Genomic DNA, 17069 nt, shown 5'->3' with positions numbered 1-17069 from the left:
TTGCTAGGGATACAGCTCGCCAGTTAACCGCAGCATTGCTTTTCTTATTGAAGCTAGGATCCGGCTCCATTCAATTCGCACGCTGTTAATAAACGAAACGCTTACGGATGAACGGCTAGGGATGCCAATTCGCCGATTTCAACTTACTGAATAATTTTCAGTCCATTCGAGTAATAAAGGTTTGCTCGTCATCCACAAAAGCCACAAAGCCGCCGTGATAGATAAACACCCGACCACGCCCCTCAACTAGGCAGGCAAGCTGTGGGTTCAAATCTTCTTCGTTATCCTGGCTTTGAAAAGTACCGGTATCGGTGATTACGCCGCTGAGTGTAGGCAAATATCCATAAGTGCGCTTGGCTTGATCAATCAGGTTCAATTCGCTGGCGGTAGAGAAGCAAAAGGGGATCGCACCGGCTTCTTCGATAAATATAGTTTTCAGTTCTTCAAAAGCTGTAATCACCAGCCAGTCGATGCCGTTAACATGATGGATAAACATAGAGTTTCTCGGTAATTCTGATGCGGAGATTTTATCACTATCAGGGGAGAACGTAGTAGAGATTTAGTTGATAAAGGCGGTAATTCTGTGCCATTTCCAGACATTCACTAGGCCAACTTGAAACACGTTTTTGTCCAAAACTGAGCTAGCAACAACTATCAGACCCTGAGCTTTCAGTGGCTCTGTTCTTTCGTTATGTAAGCCACATCTATTGGTGACCGCGTAACAATGCCATATCTCTTATTTTTAACAATTGTCATCCAAACGGTATAAATTGACGGATTTTGAAAAAGGCTTTTTAGCATATTGATGAGCCGTCAGACTTATATCTTCGTAAGTCACTGATTATAAATGTATTATTCCCATCTAAGGTAACATGGCCATCTAGAAGTCCTTCCGGCTTTCTTTGTGCATTTCCGGTTTATTGCCTTCTTTCCCAATAAAAACCTCCAATGGGGTATTTTCTGCCACCGTTATATACCTTACTATATATCGGTAGAGATATTCTTAGTCGGAAGGTGGTTATATGAAACGTTTATGGATTGGCAGTGCCCTTGTCGGAAGTTTGTTTTTAGCGGGCACCAGTTACGCAGCTGAAGGTGTGACGGTGTTTGCTGCTTCGTCGCTAACTAATGCCATGAACGATGTCGCGAAAGCCTATGAAGATCAGACTGGCGTCAAGGCAACGCTTTCATATGCATCATCTTCTGCGTTGGCGCGTCAGATCGCGCAGGGAGCACCCGCTGATATCTATCTGTCTGCGAATGAAAAATGGATGGATTATGTTGAGCAGCAGAGCGCGGTTGAGCCAAGTAGCCGTAAGACTTTGCTACAAAATAGTTTGGTATTGGTTGCTCCGAATGACTATCCGCAGGATGAGGTTAAGATCACGGCATCATGGGATCTCGGTAAGGCTCTACAAGGTACGCGCCTGGCAATGGGGGATCCTAGACATGTCCCTGCTGGAATATATGCAAAAGAATCACTTGAGGCGCTTGGCCTGTGGGAGAAAGCGGATCGCTTGCTGGCGCGTGCCAATAATGTTCGGTCTGCTTTGCTGCTTGTAGAGCGTCAGGAGGCGATGTTAGGGGTGGTGTATAAAACGGATGCCCTTATCTCGAAGAAAGTGAAAATTGTCAATGAATTGCCAAATGACAGTCATACGCCAATTTCATATCCTGTTGCCATAGTAAAAGATAAGGCAAACAAGAGTGTAGATGACTTTTATAAGTATCTGCAGTCTGATCAAGCGCAAGTGATTTTTGAGAAATATGGTTTTGGGGTTAATTAAGCGTGTTAACTGATTATGAGCTGCAGGCCTTGTTGCTCAGTTTGAAAATTTCGGGAGTTGCAGTTTTAGTAAGCTTGCCGCTGGGTATTCTATGTGCCTGGTTATTGGCTCGCTGCCAGTTTTTCGGCAAAGCAATTCTAGATGGCTTGGTACACCTGCCGTTGGTACTGCCGCCAGTAGTCATTGGTTATCTGTTGCTGATTGTCATGGGGCGGCAAGGCATTGTCGGTAAAGCGCTCTATGAGTGGTTTGGACTGACTTTTAGCTTTAGCTGGCGAGGCGCTGTTATTGCCGTAGCCGTGGTTTCATTCCCGCTAATGGTGCGTTCTATCCGTCTTGCATTGGAGGGCGTTGATTCTAAGTTAGAGCAGGCTGCCCGTACACTGGGTGCAAGCCCTTTGAAGGTTTTCTTTACGATAACCCTACCGCTGACTTTACCGGGTATTTTGACAGGAACGATTTTGGCTTTTGCCAGAGCTCTTGGAGAATTTGGAGCGACGATTACCTTTGTGTCGAATATTCCAGGTGAAACTCAAACGATCCCATTGGCGATGTTCTCGTTTATTGAAACGCCGGGCGCAGAAAGTGAGGCTGCCCGATTATGTATCATTGCCATTGTTATCGCCTTGGCATCACTATTGGTATCAGAATGGTTGTCTCGAATGGCACGCAAGCGACTGGAGACACAATGTTAGCAATAGATGTACAGAAATTACTGGGAAGCCTTGAACTGGATATTAAGCTGGAATTACCGATGCAAGGGATCACTGCAATCTTCGGTCGTTCTGGCACCGGTAAAACATCATTGATTAATGTGCTTAGTGGCTTGAGTAAACCAGACTCTGGCTCTATTAAGCTGGGTGGGCATGTACTATGTGATAGTGAAAAAGGCCTGTTTCTACCCCCGGAAAAACGCAGGATTGGCTATGTTTTTCAAGATGCTAGGTTGTTTCCGCATTATACCGTGACGGGTAATTTGACTTACGGTTGCCGCGAGAAAGATCAGGCGCACTTTGATGATGTCGTTAAGCTGCTCGGTATAAAGGAACTGTTACAACGCTATCCGTCGTCCCTTTCGGGCGGGGAGAAACAACGTGTGGCCATTGGTCGGGCTTTGCTTACCAAGCCGGATATGTTGCTGATGGATGAACCACTGGCTTCACTTGATTTACCTCGCAAGCAGGAGTTGATGCCTTACTTGGAACGACTCGCCAAAGAGGTTAATATCCCCATTTTGTATGTGACCCACAGCCTTGATGAAATACTTCGTCTCGCTGATCATATGGTGATGATTAACCAAGGCAAGGTTGTTGTTTCCGGGCATGTGAATAGTGTTTGGGGATCACCCGAAATGCGCCCCTGGCTACCGGCAAAAGAGCAGAGCTCATTATTAAATGCTCGCGTTAATCTAAAGCATCCTAACTATGCATTGACGCAGGTGATGCTCAATCATAATGCCCACCTTTGGGTTAGCGAGCTAAACCGAGCCCGTGGGGAGTGGGTGAGGGTACGTATCCACTCAAATGATGTTTCGATAACAAGAGCAAAGCCGGAGCAAACGAGTATCCGAAATATTCTAATGGCCAGAATTGATAAGATCTTGCCAGTTAACGACGAACAAAAAGTTGCGGTGAGGCTTAGAGTTGGAGAAGCTCAGCTATGGGCAAACATTACCCAGTGGGCGGCGGATGAACTCAAGTTAAACATTGGGGATGATGTCTATGCACAGATCAAAGGTGTGAGTGTGACTCAGGATGATCTTGCTTTGCGGTAGGTTGAGCAAGTTTCTTGAACTAATGAAAGGTTAATCAGTATAGTATCGAGGTAAATCAGTTTATTTTCATATGTTAACCTTTCAAATATTTCAATATTTACCAAACAAAATACTCTGTTGTTTTTTAGTCTTTCTATATGAATATGGCTAACAAATAAGTGCTGTTTTTATCTTAAAATTAGCACTTATTTGTTTTCGCATTTGTCCTGATATTATTTCTTAGTGTGACGATTTTTGATGGGTAATAGTATTAATTTCTATTTGCCCCCCCAATCTTTGTTAATTATCCATATATATGTGTCTGAATATTAAGACGATTGTCATTGCGTCTTCGCTCTCTTCTTATTTTGCTGATTTTATTGATTTTTACATTGTTTTTTTTGATGTTTTTGATGACTGCCATCTGTCAAAAGTGTGTCAGGATGTGCAATAAATAACCGTTGCATATTGAAGTGTTCAGCGTGGAGTCAGTATATTGTCTCCCACATTAGAGCTGATGGGAATTAGCTAAGAAACATATCTTGTGTTTTCTAAATGTATTTTTTTGTTGTTATCAAGCAATGAAGAAAAATAGAAAACAAAATCAATATACTTATACTGGATGTACTCATGCGAACACTATCACTATTATTAATCTCAATGTTTTTGGTTACAGGCTGTGGTGCGGGCGGTGGCTCCGAAGGGGGTACGACTTCTGGCAGTGGAAATACCGTATCAGATGGCGGTAGCAATAACGGTGGTAGTAATAATGATGGTACTAACGGTGGTTTCGAGGGTGGCAATGATGGCGCCTCAGACGGAAGTTCCAATGACGGTAGCACGCCGGTTCCTCCACCACCACCACCACCGAGTGATGATTTTGCCGATCAGATGCTTTATGCCGTGAATACAGCACGTGCTCAGGCTCGTGATTGCGGTGGTCAAATGATGCCAGCTGTAGATCCACTAACATGGGATTACTCGCTAGAACAAGCTGCATATGTTCATTCTAGTGATCAGGCAAATGGTGGCTTTATGAGCCACACTGGTTCAGATGGTAGCCAGCCAAGTGATCGTGTATCGGCACAAGGTTACAACTGGGCTTCGGTTGGTGAGAACGTTGCTGCCGGGCAGAAAGATATCGATGCTGTGATGACAGCTTGGCTAAATAGTGCTGGCCACTGTAAAAATATTATGAGTGCGAACTACACTCAAATGGGTTCGGCTTCAGTAAGCAACTCTGATACGCGTTATGGTATCTACTGGACTCAAGTATTCGCTCGTCCACGTTAATATTGTTGATTGCCCTGAATGCCGCCCAATAGCTGGCAGCAGGGCAACTCGATACTGGCTAACTTTGAGCTCTTGATAAAATAGCCACCTGGCCGTCACTAAAATAGTGGCGGCTTTTTGAGTAGGCCACTGGGCTTCCAAGGCGCTGGTAGCTTACATGCCAGCCTGCTTTAGCAGCGTTTTCTGCAAGTGTGTCTCTTTCGATGTCAATATCTGGGTCGATGGCATGTAAAATCGTAATGATCCCTTTGTAGTGCGCGACTTTGAGGTCATTGTCGTAACTGATCGAGCCAACCCATATATTTTGCTGCGTTTGTGTGTCTATCCCCGCATACCACCAACGGATATGACGCCTGTTCACAAGATCTCCTGCTATTTGGTAAGCGAGCCATTGAGGTTGCTGGTTCCAATATAAGTCCGATATTGGTGGCAAGTCTTTTGCCAATAATCCTAAGTAACCCTTAAATGTCATTTCATTTCGCGAGAAGGTCTTATTCTCGATCCAGCCGAGTTCATCCATAAGTGTCTGAGGCGTGCTGCCGATCACTATGGCATTAATCGGCTGTGGCTGGTAGACCGGTGCCAAACCTGGGAATACGGTGTAATCAAGCTCTTCAACAGAGACTGCTCTACTCTCAAGTCTTTCAGCTTCGGCACCTGTTTCAAATGCATAGCTATCGCTGATGAAAAAATGGAAATAGTTGGCCCCTGCCATTACGATGATCCAGCATGAGCCAATCCGTAGCCACTTTTTCCATCCCTGATAGCGATAAAGCAGTAGGCTGGCTGTGGAGGCGATTGTGATGGCGGCCAGCAATAAGCTGTGTTCCTTAATAAAAAGTGAGATAGTTGTTAGATCAGGAAGTAGCTCAACTCCCTGGGCTAGCAAATATCCGGCAAGGACAAACTGACTGACACCGAGCAGCAGCCCGATCACTGAGTACAAGGTGAATGTCAGCCAGGGCATGGCATAACTGCCAGCCAGGAAAGGCATGATCCAGGCGACAGGGCCTAGCAAGCGAGCGGCGGTAACAATCTGGGGGCCTTTTTTCCTCAGTACCAGCCGAGCTCTTGCAATTGGCCGACGAGTCTTAGGGATGCGCTGGCTAAGCCAGCGTCGTCCGCGATCACCAAACTTTCGACCAATGTGGTAGCTCAATTGATCACCAATGAACCCTCCAGCGAGTACCGATAGCACGCCGTAGAATAAGCCGCTGCTGAGTATGTAACCAGCAGCTAGGAGAAAAGGTTCACCGGGGAAGAACAGGTTGGGCCCGATCAGCGCATCAAGCAAGCTTCCCACGAAGAACCACCACCAACTCGTTTCTAGCATTTGTTGTTCGCATCCTTGTAATGGTCAAATTTGTATTCCATCTCGTTGTTGCGCATCTCTCCGAAGAAAAAGCGGCGTATATTGGCTTTTAAATATGTCAGTCCCATATTGAAAAAGCCGTCCTGTTCTAGGCGACGAGGGTCAAACCAGAAGCTGATCGGGAGCATACGGTAACGCCAGGTTTTCGATGCCCGTTTTACGTAGTCGCAGTCTTCGCATAACACGATACTTTCATCAAACCCGCCAATTTCCTGATGTGCTCGCTGAGTCGAGAATAGACAAGCGCCGACCGAGGTAGGGAAGAAGAAAGAACTCAGAAACAATCCTGCATTGAATGCGCCATAACCAAGACGATAACCGAAAGATAATTGTTCAGCGTTCATGTAGACGCCAGCGACCTCCAGTTTACGTTTTTCCAACTGGTGAAGCGCATTGGTCAGGAATGTCGGCTCAAGGCGAACATCGGCATCAAGGAACAGCAGGTGCTCATGAACTGCAAGCTTGGCACCGGTATTTCGGCCAAGGCTGGTACCTCTACTTTCCATTTTATGAACGGTTAGAGCAGGTAATGCTTGTTCAAAACCCTTGGCTACTTCACAGGTCTTGTCGTCACTGTTTGAGTCGACCACGATGACTTCAAAATCACGATGGCTTTGTTGGCTCAAATCTTCAAGCAACCGCCCGATACGCTTTTCTTCGTTGAGTGTGATAACTACGATGCTGATAGGGTTCATACTGGCCTCTCTATAATTAACTATTTGTAATTGTTAAGAGAAGTATGCGAGAGACAGGCTGAATTAAACGTGAGGAGCTAGTTCAGCTTATATTCATCGAAGTAGGGGGGATTAAACGAGCGTACTATGGCGGTGAGGGGGGAGATGAGGTAAATCAAAAGCCACTCCTTGGAGTGGCTTTAGTATTAGTGGCTGGCTTTTTTGGCTGCCTCAAGTTGATACTCTTCAACCTCTGATACCCACTTGGGACGACTGATATACTTGCCGAGAAGATAGCAGGGGATCAAGAAAACAAAAAGAGGTATTGATTCATGAACGTAAGTGTTGGCCAATACATCTTCATGGAAATAAAAATTAAGAATAGCCAGAATGCCAAAAATGCTGCCTAGCATAACCAGAATGGCAGAAATCACTAAGGTTAACCCGAGTAGATCTCTGAAATAAAGTTTAGATGCTGTCATATCCGTGACCTCAAAGAATTTTCACGCTAAGAATATACTCCCAACCGACAAGAAAGTTGTGATATATGTCATACAAATGCGCTGGGCAAATAGATTTATGCAATTGATTGATTTGGGACAAGTATCGATAAGAAAGTAGTTTGGCTACTTCAGGGCATAGAATCGCCCTGAAAGAACGGTCAATGGGGGGGAGGTAAAGGAATTAGAAGGTATATCGAGCGCCCATTTGGTAATTGACTTCATCATATTCAGCAACAGTTCGCTTTTGAGCGTTAAGTTCAATGCTCATATAGTTGGAGACTTTGATGTTATTGCCTAACCGTAATTCCTGAAGGCTCTCGTTATAGTCAGCGACTCGGAGCGCTGGCTCAATGCTCCATGAGTTGGTCAGGCGAATACGCGCCCCGACTTCACCGGTCAGGCCATTATCTTCTCTGTTTACTTTTACTAACCCATCCTGGCCATGGTTAAGCACATCTCGTTCGGCATTTGACCCAGACAGGCCAGCCAAGCCGTATAGAGTGAAAGCGTCGTTTATCGGCTGGAAGTAGCCGACACCAAACAAGCCATGAGTCAGCGTAAGTGCTTCTCTGGTTGTGACATCTGAGCGGAACTCAGCAAAGAGGTTATCGCTGAAGTTCCAACTTCCACGGAAATAAAGACCTGCCAAAGAATCTGCCGATTTTTGATGGTAGCTGTCGGAGTCAAAATAGACCGATGAAACGACCTTGTTTTCGAGGCTAGTGTATTGAAGACCGCCAGCAATGTAGCTGAAGCTATTGGTTGTATTTGAAGATATTTGTGCTTGTGAGAATGGAGCAGCAACGATTAGTGCGCAAAGTGTGATTAGAGAAAGTTTTTTCATATTTTTCAAAGTCAACCTAGCAGATCTGACCAGTATGTTATTGTAATTTTGGCGATGATACGCCAATTAAAAACGGCGTGCAATATGATTGTGTACATTGTTTTATATGTTTTTGTAACGAATGTCGTGCGGGCTATGTAAGCAAAAGGAGAGGTTTGGGACGGCTTGAATTAACCGACGATACTGGGTGCGGTTAAAGAGCCCAATTGAATGCCTGGTGAAACTTTTCTTTTCCTCCTTTGCTAATGACCTGGCCATGGGAGAGGATAATACGGTCAAACGGCCAGGTGAGTATTTCTTGCAAAGATTGCCGCAGCCGAGTTTTATCCTTGAAAGTCATGCGCCAGTACAAAGGCATGGCGGGATCGTGGTAACAGCCGTTTACCAAGCCTAGCATTGTGGTCAGGATACCGGGCGAGGGGTTAAACCAAGCAAGCGTATCGCCGACAATCAGGGTTTGTGATTGTGGATCGCAAAATATAACCTCTTCCATTTTGTCGCTGCCGCGAAGCAGTGTTTGGTAAAGTTGATGGCGCCATAATGAAGGGGTTTGCGCACTGAGTGCATCATCAAAGGCGAGGTCAGTCCGTTTGTTTTGCAGGCCGGGAGGAGCAAAAAAGTAGGCTTCAGGGTACGCGAGCCACCATTCAGACAAGAAAAGATGATGATTCATGTTTGGGCTAACAATCGCGAAAACTTGTCCGAGTTTTGTCAGTTCCAGTTGTAACTGAGTGGTAAGTTCAACAGGGGAGTGGATGAACAACTTGTTGTTATCAAGCCGGATAACGGTCATACGGGCACCAACAGATATGCCGTTCACCCTGAACGGCATATCTTGATACCAAATACGGTTGTTGCTCCATTCAATCATAGGTCATCCTTAACCTGTGACGGACTCCGTAAAGTTAGAAGCCCATGATTTTGAGTAAGTCTTCAGCTGTTTCTATTGCCTGCTGTCGGTTTGCGATATTCAGCTTTTGATACAGATTACGAATATGGGTTTTAATCGTAGTGGATGCGACATCTAGCTCAGAGGCAATTTGCTCATTACTGTAACCAGTGTAGATCAAGCCTAATACTTGCCATTCACGCTGGGTTAGTGGGCTGGTTCTGATCAGTTCAGGGACATCTGGCAAGTTCAGCAGTTTCTCGACAAAACTTTCATCAAAATGCACTGAGCGATTACGCTCTTTACTTGTCATTTCACGCAATAGCTGGCGAGCCCGGTGTAATTCAAGCTCGCTGAGAGCTTTACTGTCTACCAATTCTTGCAACAAGTCATAAATCTCGTTGCCGTCGCATAAGAAAATCCCAACCATCCCGGTGCTGTTGGTTAGCACTAAAGCTTCTTTGAGCTGTGCCAATGCAGTATCACGTGCACCCAGACGCTTACTTAAGACAGCTTGTACCACAAGGTTTCGGTTTTTGTCTGTGATCAGGTTATGCTTATTACAACTTTCAAGTAGCATATCCATAATGCGCTGAGATCGTTCCAGCTCTCCGACATTCAGACATGCACGGGCAATATTTCGCCATTGTAGCTGTTGGAAGTGGTTACAGGCGGCTTCGGGCTCTTCGGCTTTGTCTAACCAGCTTTGAATGTTTTCTAAATCACCTTTGATTTGCCAGTGGAAAAGGTTTGCCAAATCGGTATTGGCTCGCCAGTCGATATGGTAATCAGTACGCTCCATCATGCTATTACATAGCTCAAGGTAGCGTGCAGCTTTATCTTGCTCGCCACGGGTGATGGCGATTCTTGCCAGCATTGAATAGGCGTGGAGTGATTTAGTCTCGTCAAATGGTGCGAGTACCTCGAGGCTCTTCAGCGCCGCTTCTTCGGCTTCATCCAGGCGGTTCCAGCACCAAAGGATCTGAGCTCGGAGACGTAGCAGGAATTCATGAAGAGGAACTTGTTGTAAATGCTGTTCTTTGACGAGCCTGAATGCTTGATCCAAGAGTTCATAGGCTGCTTGTACATAGCCTTGCGCCAGGAGGATCTCACTCTGCTGCAGTAATGCCCATAGTGCCTGATGATACACATGATACTGACGTGCCATTTTTTCTGTTTGCTGCATCATCGGGAGTGCACGGCTAAGGTTGCCGAGGCAGTGGTGTACTTCACCAACGACAGAGGTAGCAACAATACGGCTACGGTAGGTGGTTGACGGTAGCTGTCCTAATGCCTGTTCAGACAGAAGAAGTGCATCTTCAGGTTTACTCTGGTTAATTGCCACCTGAGCACGAAGGGCATTAAATTCACCTTGTAGCGCATCATCCAGAGTGATGTTGTGCTTATGCATTTCAGCTTCTGACTCAACGATCAAGTCGCCGACATCGTTATAACGGTGCTGGCTTTGAATTAGCCATAGGCGTAGTAGCGCCAGGCGAGGAGTGCTGAATAGCTGATCTCGGCCTAACTGACTAATACAGTCTTCAAGTAGTTTCAATTCACCATGGTGGAACATTTCCCAGCCGTAATTGGTGAGGATCTCAATGGTTAGTTGCTCATCTTCACTTTTTTGCGCATGAAGCAACGCTTGCTGAGGTGAATTTTGCTTAAGCCATGCTTTGGCTGCTAACGAGTGAAGCTCGGAGCGCTGCTGGGGAATTTGCGAATAGCGCTGGTGGCGAAGAAACTCAGCAAATAAGTTATGGAAGCGGTACCAGTTATTGGCCCCTTCCAATGTGTTGAGGAATAATCCGAAACGGTTGAGAGACTCTAGCATTGCCAAGGCATCGCTGCGGCCGGTAAGATCGGTCACTAATTCAGCGTTGAACATATCAAGTACAGAACACTGCAACAAGAACTGCTGTGTTTCGCCATCGAGTTGGTCAAATACTTCTTCAGCCAGATAGTCCCACAGGTGTCCCCGGTTGAAACTCGCCATAGAAACTGCAGATTCGACCAGATTATTCGGCCTTTGCTGAGCATGAAGGGCAATAAGCTGTAGGGCGGATGGCCATCCTTCAACTTGTTCCCGCAGCGTGCTGAGTACACCGCTTTCTACGTTGTTGGATACCCGCTTGCTGAAGAAACGTTCGGTTTCCTCTTCGTCAAAAGCCAGTAGATCGTTATCGACTTCGATTAACAAGTCACGCACCCGAAGGTTTGCAGTCCCCAGCGGGGGTAGTGTGCGGCTTGTAACAACAAGGGTTAGGTTGTCTGGCATGTTTTTCAGGAAAAAGCGCATACCATCATGGATATCGTCATTGGCGATGACATGGTAATCATCAAGAACGAGATAAGTTTGTTCGTGGTAATCGCAAAGCTCGCCGAACAGCTCGCTAAATAGTGTCGACATGCAGGCAAACTGGCGGCGTTCGGCCATGGCCTGTGTTTTCAGGCAAGCATTATTTGTTGCCTTATTTATAGATTGCAGCAGGTAGTTGGCGAATCGAAAAGTGTCATTATCATTTTCATCAATGTTGAACCACCCGGTATGAGGGTGTTCGTTAAGCCATTGTGCCGCCATGGTTGTCTTGCCGTATCCTGCGGGAGAACGAAACAGAACAAGGCGGTAAAAAGGAGCTTGATCAAGGGCTTCCAGCAAACGAGGGCGGAGTATCGCATTATGGAGGCGTGCTGGGCGAGTCAGTTTAGAAGGTATCCACATAATCTTGCTATCTTCTGTAAGGTTTCAGGTTCCATTGAAAGCTCTTAGGTATTTTTATCCGTATCTAAGCGGTCTTTGAGTGAGCTTTATTCCATGGGGTGATTAAAATCATGCAATAATTTTTTATCACGGCATTTGATCTGCGCCATAACTTTACCCTCCTTAAGGCTTAATTCAGCAATTCTATGTTACCTCATCCCCGGAAATATGAGCTAGTTCACATATCTTGGATCTTTGAGTAAAAAATAAGCCCCTTGTTGCGCATAAGATTTAATCTAATAGTGTGAACCAGGCTGCATAAGGTTGTTTTCGGGGAAGCGTCTACACCTCGAAATTTTGCAGGATGTCACATTAAGGGGGGGGATTTGGCAACTACGCCCCTTTTCCTCATCCCTCATCCTCCCTCAGTCGGGAGGATGTTTTAACTGACAAACGAAGGCAACATAGTCACCAGTTGGAAATAATCCTAGAGAGAGATTGAACCATGACTACAAATGGTCAGACACAACAATTTGACAAGACGGCTTTTAAAGCGGCTGTAGAAAAACATCTAACAACGACTTACGCCAATACGCCAGCAACGGCAACCACGCGTAATTGGTATATGGCAATGGGCCGCGCATTAGCTGAAATCAGCACCGGTAACTTGCTTGAAACCGAACAGCAGCTTGCTGAAGAGAAAGCACGTAGCGTTAATTACCTTTCTCTTGAATTCCTTATTGGCCGTCTAACAGGTAACAACCTGATCAGCATGGGTCTTTACGAAGACGTAGCCACTGCAATGGAAGAGCTAGGTCAGAACCTAACAGATCTTCTGGAAGAAGAGCGCGATCCTGCTCTGGGTAACGGTGGTCTTGGTCGTCTTGCAGCATGTTTTATGGACTCTTTGGCTGCTCAAGAATATCCAGCCGTGGGTTATGGCTTGCATTATGAGTACGGTCTTTTCCGTCAGTCTTTTGAAGATGGCCGTCAGGTAGAAGCACCAGACGCATGGCGTGGTATTGAAGGTTACCCGTGGGAAGTGGTTCGCCCTGAGCTAAACCAGACGGTTAATCTATACGGTCACGTTGAAGCGTATACCGATGAAAATGGCAACGCTTGCCGTCGCTGGGTTCCGGCAATGACTGTTGAAGGTATTGCATGGGATCTTCCTATTGTCGGTTACGACAACAAGAGCGTTTACCCGCTACGTTTGTGGGAATGCCGTTCAAATGCGCCATTTAACCTAGCGCGTTTCAACGACGGTGACTATGTAGGTGCACAGTACCCTGCACTAGAAGCCGGTAACGTTACTAAGGTTCTTTACCCGAATGACAACCATGACCAGGGTAAAGCACTGCGCCTGATGCAGCAGTACTTCCACTGTGCATGTTCTGTAGCAGATATCCTTCGCCGTCATATCGGTGCGGGTAACAAGATTGAAGACCTGGCTAAGCTTGAAACTATCCAGCTTAACGATACTCACCCAACTATCGCGATTCCTGAACTGATGCGTATTCTGATTGATGAGTACAAGTTAGGTTGGGATGCAGCTTGGGCAATTTCTTCTAAGACATTTGCTTATACAAACCACACACTACTTCCAGAAGCTCTGGAAACGTGGAGTGAAGCACTTATTTCTCAGATGCTGCCTCGTCACATGGAAATCATCTTTGAAATCAACCACCGCTTCATGAAGTTAGTGGAAAAAACATGGCCGGGCAACAATGAAGTGAAGCGTAAGCTTTCAATCATTGAAGAAGGTCCACAGCGTATGGTTCGCATGGCTAACCTATGTGTTGTAAGTACTTACGCAGTGAACGGTGTTGCGGCTCTTCACTCAGAGCTGGTTAAGCGTGACCTGTTCCCTGAATTCAACGAGCTGTACCCGGGCCGTCTGCAGAACGTAACAAACGGCGTAACCCCACGTCGCTGGATTAAATACTGTAACCCAGGTCTTTCTGCGCTGATCAGCGAGAAAGTGGGTAACGACTGGCCGAAGAAGCTAGAGAAAATCGCCGGTCTTGAGAAGTTCGCTGACGATAAAGCGTTCCAGAAACGTTATATGGCAGTGAAGAAAGAAAACAAGCAGCGTTTGGCTGACTGGGTAGAAGAGAACATGGGTATCGAGCTAGATACGAATGCTATCTTCGATATTCAAATCAAACGTCTGCATGAATACAAGCGTCAGCATCTGAACTTGCTTCATATTCTGTCGCTGTACCACCGTCTGATCAATGATCCGACATTCGACATGCAGCCGCGCGTATTCTTCTTTGGTGCAAAAGCCGCACCGGGTTATGCGCTTGCAAAAGACATTATCTTCGCTATCAACAAGATTGCTGACAAGGTGAACAACGATCCTCGTCTTGGCGGCAAGCTGAAGGTTGTATTTATCCCTGATTATCGCGTGAGTCTTGCAGAAATTCTGTTCCCGGCTGCCGATGTTTCTGAGCAAATCTCGACTGCGGGTAAGGAAGCATCTGGTACAGGTAACATGAAGTTTGCCCTAAACGGTGCCCTAACTATCGGTACGATGGATGGTGCAAATGTGGAAATGCGCGAAGAAGTAGGTGATGAAAATATCTTCATCTTCGGTCTATTGGTTGATGAAGTACAAAAACTTAAAGAAGAGGGTTACGACCCTTACCGTTATTACCATGCTGATAGCTTACTGCGTGCAGCACTGGATTTATTGGAAACTGATGAGTTCACACCAGGTAAACCTGGCCAGCTAGCGGCAATTCGCCACAACCTGCTGGACGGTGGTGACCCATACCTGGTACTGGCTGACTTTGCAGACTACGTGAAGACTCACGAGAAAATTGATGCTGAATACCGTGACCAAGCTAACTGGGCACGCAAAGCAATTCTAAATACAGCATTAATGAGCAAGTTCAGTTCAGACCGTAGTATTCGAGACTACGCCAATAACATCTGGAAACTTGAAGCAGTAACGCGTTAATTCACCCCATTTGGTGATTTAGAGTCTGAATTGATATCAGCAAAAACCCTAACATCGTAGCGGCCGCAAGGCCGCTATCGGAGAAAACGATGAAAGATGATCAAGTATTAAAACAAGTTGCTGACATGGTAGGTATTGCAGATAGCTATGTCAGTGCTTGGGGAGATGAGGCCAAGGTTGAGAGCGAGACGATTCGTCGTTTGTTAGCGGCTCTTGGTTACGATACGAAAAACGACGAAGCTTTGCTTGAGTCTGCTAACAAGAAGAACCGCCCTGATGTGCTTGCACCGGTACAGGTTGTTCGTAGCGGTGAGCCAATGCGCATTGCTATGCACCTTGGTCAAAGCGCGCGCATCAGTGACTTCAGTTGGCGTCTGGAAACAGAGCAAGGTGAGGTGATGGAAGGCTGGCTGCAGTCGCAGCTGATCAGCGACGAGCGTGCTGCTGGTGGACCGCTAGTGTTCGCTTTGCCAGATGATCTTGCTTGGGGTTACCACAAGCTTGAAGTTTTCCGTAAGCGTCGTAAATCTCCGTTTGAAATGACTTTGATCGTCACTCCTCAGTCTTGTTATAAGCAGAATGCACTGCTAGATGACAAGAAACTGTGGGGCACAAGTGTTCAGCTGTATTCAATTCGCACTAATCACAACTGGGGTATTGGTGACTTCGGCGACCTAAAACAGTTGGTTGCCGATGTTGCTGCCCGTGGTGGTGATTTTGTGGGTCTTAACCCGATTCACTCTCTATTCCCTGCCAACCCTGAAGGTGCAAGTCCGTACAGCCCATCTTCTCGTCGTTGGCTGAACCTGATGTACATTGATGTGAGCTCTGTATCTGAGTTTGCACAGTGTGATGAAGCACAGCAGCTGGTTGGTAGTGCTGAATTCCAACAGCGTTTGGTTGAAGCCCGTAATACTAACTGGGTTAACTACAGTGAAGTATCTTGTCTGAAGATGGCAGTTCTGCCGTTGTTGTTCGATACATTCTGCGAGCGTCACCTAGACAAAGACACAGCGCGTGCTCAGAAATTCCAGCAGTTTGTCGAAATGGGTGGAGAAAGCCTGCTTCACCAAGCGGCGTTTGATGCATTGCATGCAGAACTGAAGAAAGAAGATGATTCAGTATGGGGCTGGCCGGTATTCCCAGAAGAGTACCGTCATTTCGATAATGCAGCCGTTCAGACTTTTATTAAGAAGAACTTCAAAAAAGTACAACTATTTATGTACCTGCAGTGGCTAGCTGATACCCAGCTTGCTGAGGTTAACGAGTTAGCCGAAGAGAAAGGCATGGTAATGGGCCTTTACCGTGACCTGGCTGTAGGTGTATGTGATTCAGGTGCCGAGACTTGGGCGGATCATGGTGCGCTATGTCAAGACGTTAGCGTGGGCGCGCCACCAGATATCCTTGGCCCTCTTGGTCAGAACTGGGGGCTGCCGCCACTAAATCCTGAGGCATTAAAAGAGACAGCTTACGAACCTTATGTTCAGCTTCTTCGTGCCAACATGCGTAACTGTGGTGCATTGCGTATTGATCATGTCCTCGGCCTGCTACGCCTTTGGTGGATTCCGAAGGGCGAGGGTGCCAAAGATGGTGCGTACATGTACTACCCAGTAGAAGACATGATGGCTATTCTGGCTCTGGAAAGTCACCGTCATCAGTGTACGGTTATCGGTGAAGACCTTGGTACAGTACCTGACGAGATTGTAGAGAAGCTATCTACGGCGGGTATTCACTCGTACAAGGTATTTTTCTTCGAAACGGCAGAAGATGGTGGTTTCTACTCACCTTCACACTACCCATCACAGTCGATGGCTGCACTTTGTACCCACGATATGCCAACACTTCGTGGCTTCTGGCACTGTGATGACCTGAAAATGGGTGAAGAGCTGGGTCTGTACCCTGATCAGGAGCAGCTAAAAGGTTTGTTTGATGGCCGTGCTGAAAGCAAGCAAAAAATTCTTGATAGTTTGGCTTGGCATGGTTATCTTCCTGAAGGTGTTGGGCATGATGCTGCATATGTCCCAATGGATCGACACCTGAGCGAAGGTATGCAATTACACCTCGCTGCAAGTTCAAGTGCGCTATTAAGCCTGCAGCTTGAAGACTGGCTAGAAATGGATAAGCCAGTAAATATTCCAGGAACCGTCGACGAATATCCTAACTGGCGTCGTAAGCTTTCTACTACCTTAGATGATATTTTTACACGTCAGAATATTATTGATTTAACTCGACGTTTGACTGAAACACGAGAGATAGCTTCACAAAAAACTAACCAGGAGTAATGC

13 protein-coding genes are annotated in these 17069 nt (G+C 46.3%); 6 read left to right on the top strand and 7 right to left on the bottom strand.

The features are described 5' to 3' along the window. Nucleotides 1-157: 157 nt before the first annotated feature. Nucleotides 158-496: a cytosolic protein gene (locus tag MD588_RS14465; protein ID WP_265698078.1), complete on the bottom strand. Its 339-nt coding sequence runs from the start codon at nt 494-496 to the stop codon at nt 158-160. Nucleotides 497-1022: 526 nt separating this feature from the next. Between MD588_RS14465 and modA the strand changes: the two genes are divergently transcribed. The 4 genes from modA (at nt 1023) to MD588_RS14445 (ending at nt 4833) form a co-directional block, all read left to right on the top strand. Beyond that, complete coding sequence (gene modA / locus MD588_RS14460) at nt 1023-1787, top strand: molybdate ABC transporter substrate-binding protein (RefSeq protein ID WP_265698077.1); 765 nt, start codon at nt 1023-1025, stop codon at nt 1785-1787. 2 nt (nt 1788-1789) lie between these two features. Beyond that, the gene (gene modB / locus MD588_RS14455) at nt 1790-2482 is read left to right on the top strand and encodes a molybdate ABC transporter permease subunit (RefSeq protein WP_265698076.1); all 693 of its coding nucleotides are present in this window, start codon (nt 1790-1792) and stop codon (nt 2480-2482) included. Beyond that, entirely contained in the window at nt 2476-3561 is a 1086-nt protein-coding gene (gene modC, locus MD588_RS14450) for a molybdenum ABC transporter ATP-binding protein ModC (RefSeq protein WP_265698075.1), read from the top strand. The genes modB and modC overlap by 7 nt, the downstream gene beginning before the upstream one ends. 609 nt (nt 3562-4170) lie before the next feature. Next, nucleotides 4171-4833 carry a CAP domain-containing protein gene (locus tag MD588_RS14445; RefSeq protein ID WP_265698074.1) on the top strand — a complete coding sequence of 221 codons (663 nt, stop codon included), beginning with the start codon at nt 4171-4173 and terminating at the stop codon, nt 4831-4833. 58 nt (nt 4834-4891) lie between these two features. Here MD588_RS14445 and MD588_RS14440 read toward each other — a convergent pair whose 3' ends face one another. The 6 genes from MD588_RS14440 to malT form a co-directional block, all read right to left on the bottom strand. After that, nucleotides 4892-6166 (bottom strand): LssY C-terminal domain-containing protein, encoded by a 1275-nt coding sequence (locus MD588_RS14440; RefSeq protein WP_265698073.1) that lies wholly within the window; start codon nt 6164-6166, stop codon nt 4892-4894. Further along, nucleotides 6160-6900, bottom strand: coding sequence for a glycosyltransferase (locus MD588_RS14435; protein WP_265698072.1), 741 nt, complete (start codon nt 6898-6900; stop codon nt 6160-6162). The genes MD588_RS14440 and MD588_RS14435 overlap by 7 nt, the downstream gene beginning before the upstream one ends. Before the next feature lie 185 nt (nt 6901-7085). Beyond that, nucleotides 7086-7361, bottom strand: a complete 276-nt coding sequence (locus MD588_RS14430) for a D-fructose-6-phosphate amidotransferase (RefSeq protein ID WP_265698071.1) — start codon at nt 7359-7361, stop codon at nt 7086-7088. Between the two features lie 202 nt (nt 7362-7563). After that, nucleotides 7564-8226, bottom strand: coding sequence for an outer membrane beta-barrel protein (locus MD588_RS14425; protein ID WP_265698070.1), 663 nt, complete (start codon nt 8224-8226; stop codon nt 7564-7566). Between the two features lie 193 nt (nt 8227-8419). After that, nucleotides 8420-9097 (bottom strand): DUF4336 domain-containing protein, encoded by a 678-nt coding sequence (locus MD588_RS14420; protein WP_265698069.1) that lies wholly within the window; start codon nt 9095-9097, stop codon nt 8420-8422. 34 nt (nt 9098-9131) lie between these two features. Further along, nucleotides 9132-11840: an HTH-type transcriptional regulator MalT gene (gene malT, locus MD588_RS14415; protein ID WP_265698068.1), complete on the bottom strand. Its 2709-nt coding sequence runs from the start codon at nt 11838-11840 to the stop codon at nt 9132-9134. Between the two features lie 484 nt (nt 11841-12324). On the opposite strand from malT, the gene MD588_RS14410 reads away from it, so the two are divergent. Together MD588_RS14410 and malQ are read left to right on the top strand one after the other, a co-directional pair. Beyond that, nucleotides 12325-14784 (top strand): glycogen/starch/alpha-glucan phosphorylase, encoded by a 2460-nt coding sequence (locus MD588_RS14410; RefSeq protein WP_265698067.1) that lies wholly within the window; start codon nt 12325-12327, stop codon nt 14782-14784. An 89-nt stretch (nt 14785-14873) separates the two neighbouring features. Then, on the top strand, nt 14874-17066 hold the full coding sequence (malQ, locus tag MD588_RS14405; RefSeq protein ID WP_265698066.1) for a 4-alpha-glucanotransferase: 2193 nt from the start codon (nt 14874-14876) through the stop codon (nt 17064-17066). The last annotated feature ends 3 nt before the right edge of the window (nt 17067-17069 follow it).

The sequence above is a fragment of the Photobacterium obscurum genome (assembly GCF_026191635.1).
GTDB lineage: Bacteria > Pseudomonadota > Gammaproteobacteria > Enterobacterales > Vibrionaceae > Photobacterium > Photobacterium obscurum.
Note: the sequence above shows the minus strand (reverse complement) of the source record. Positions and strands in the feature narration are given on the sequence as shown.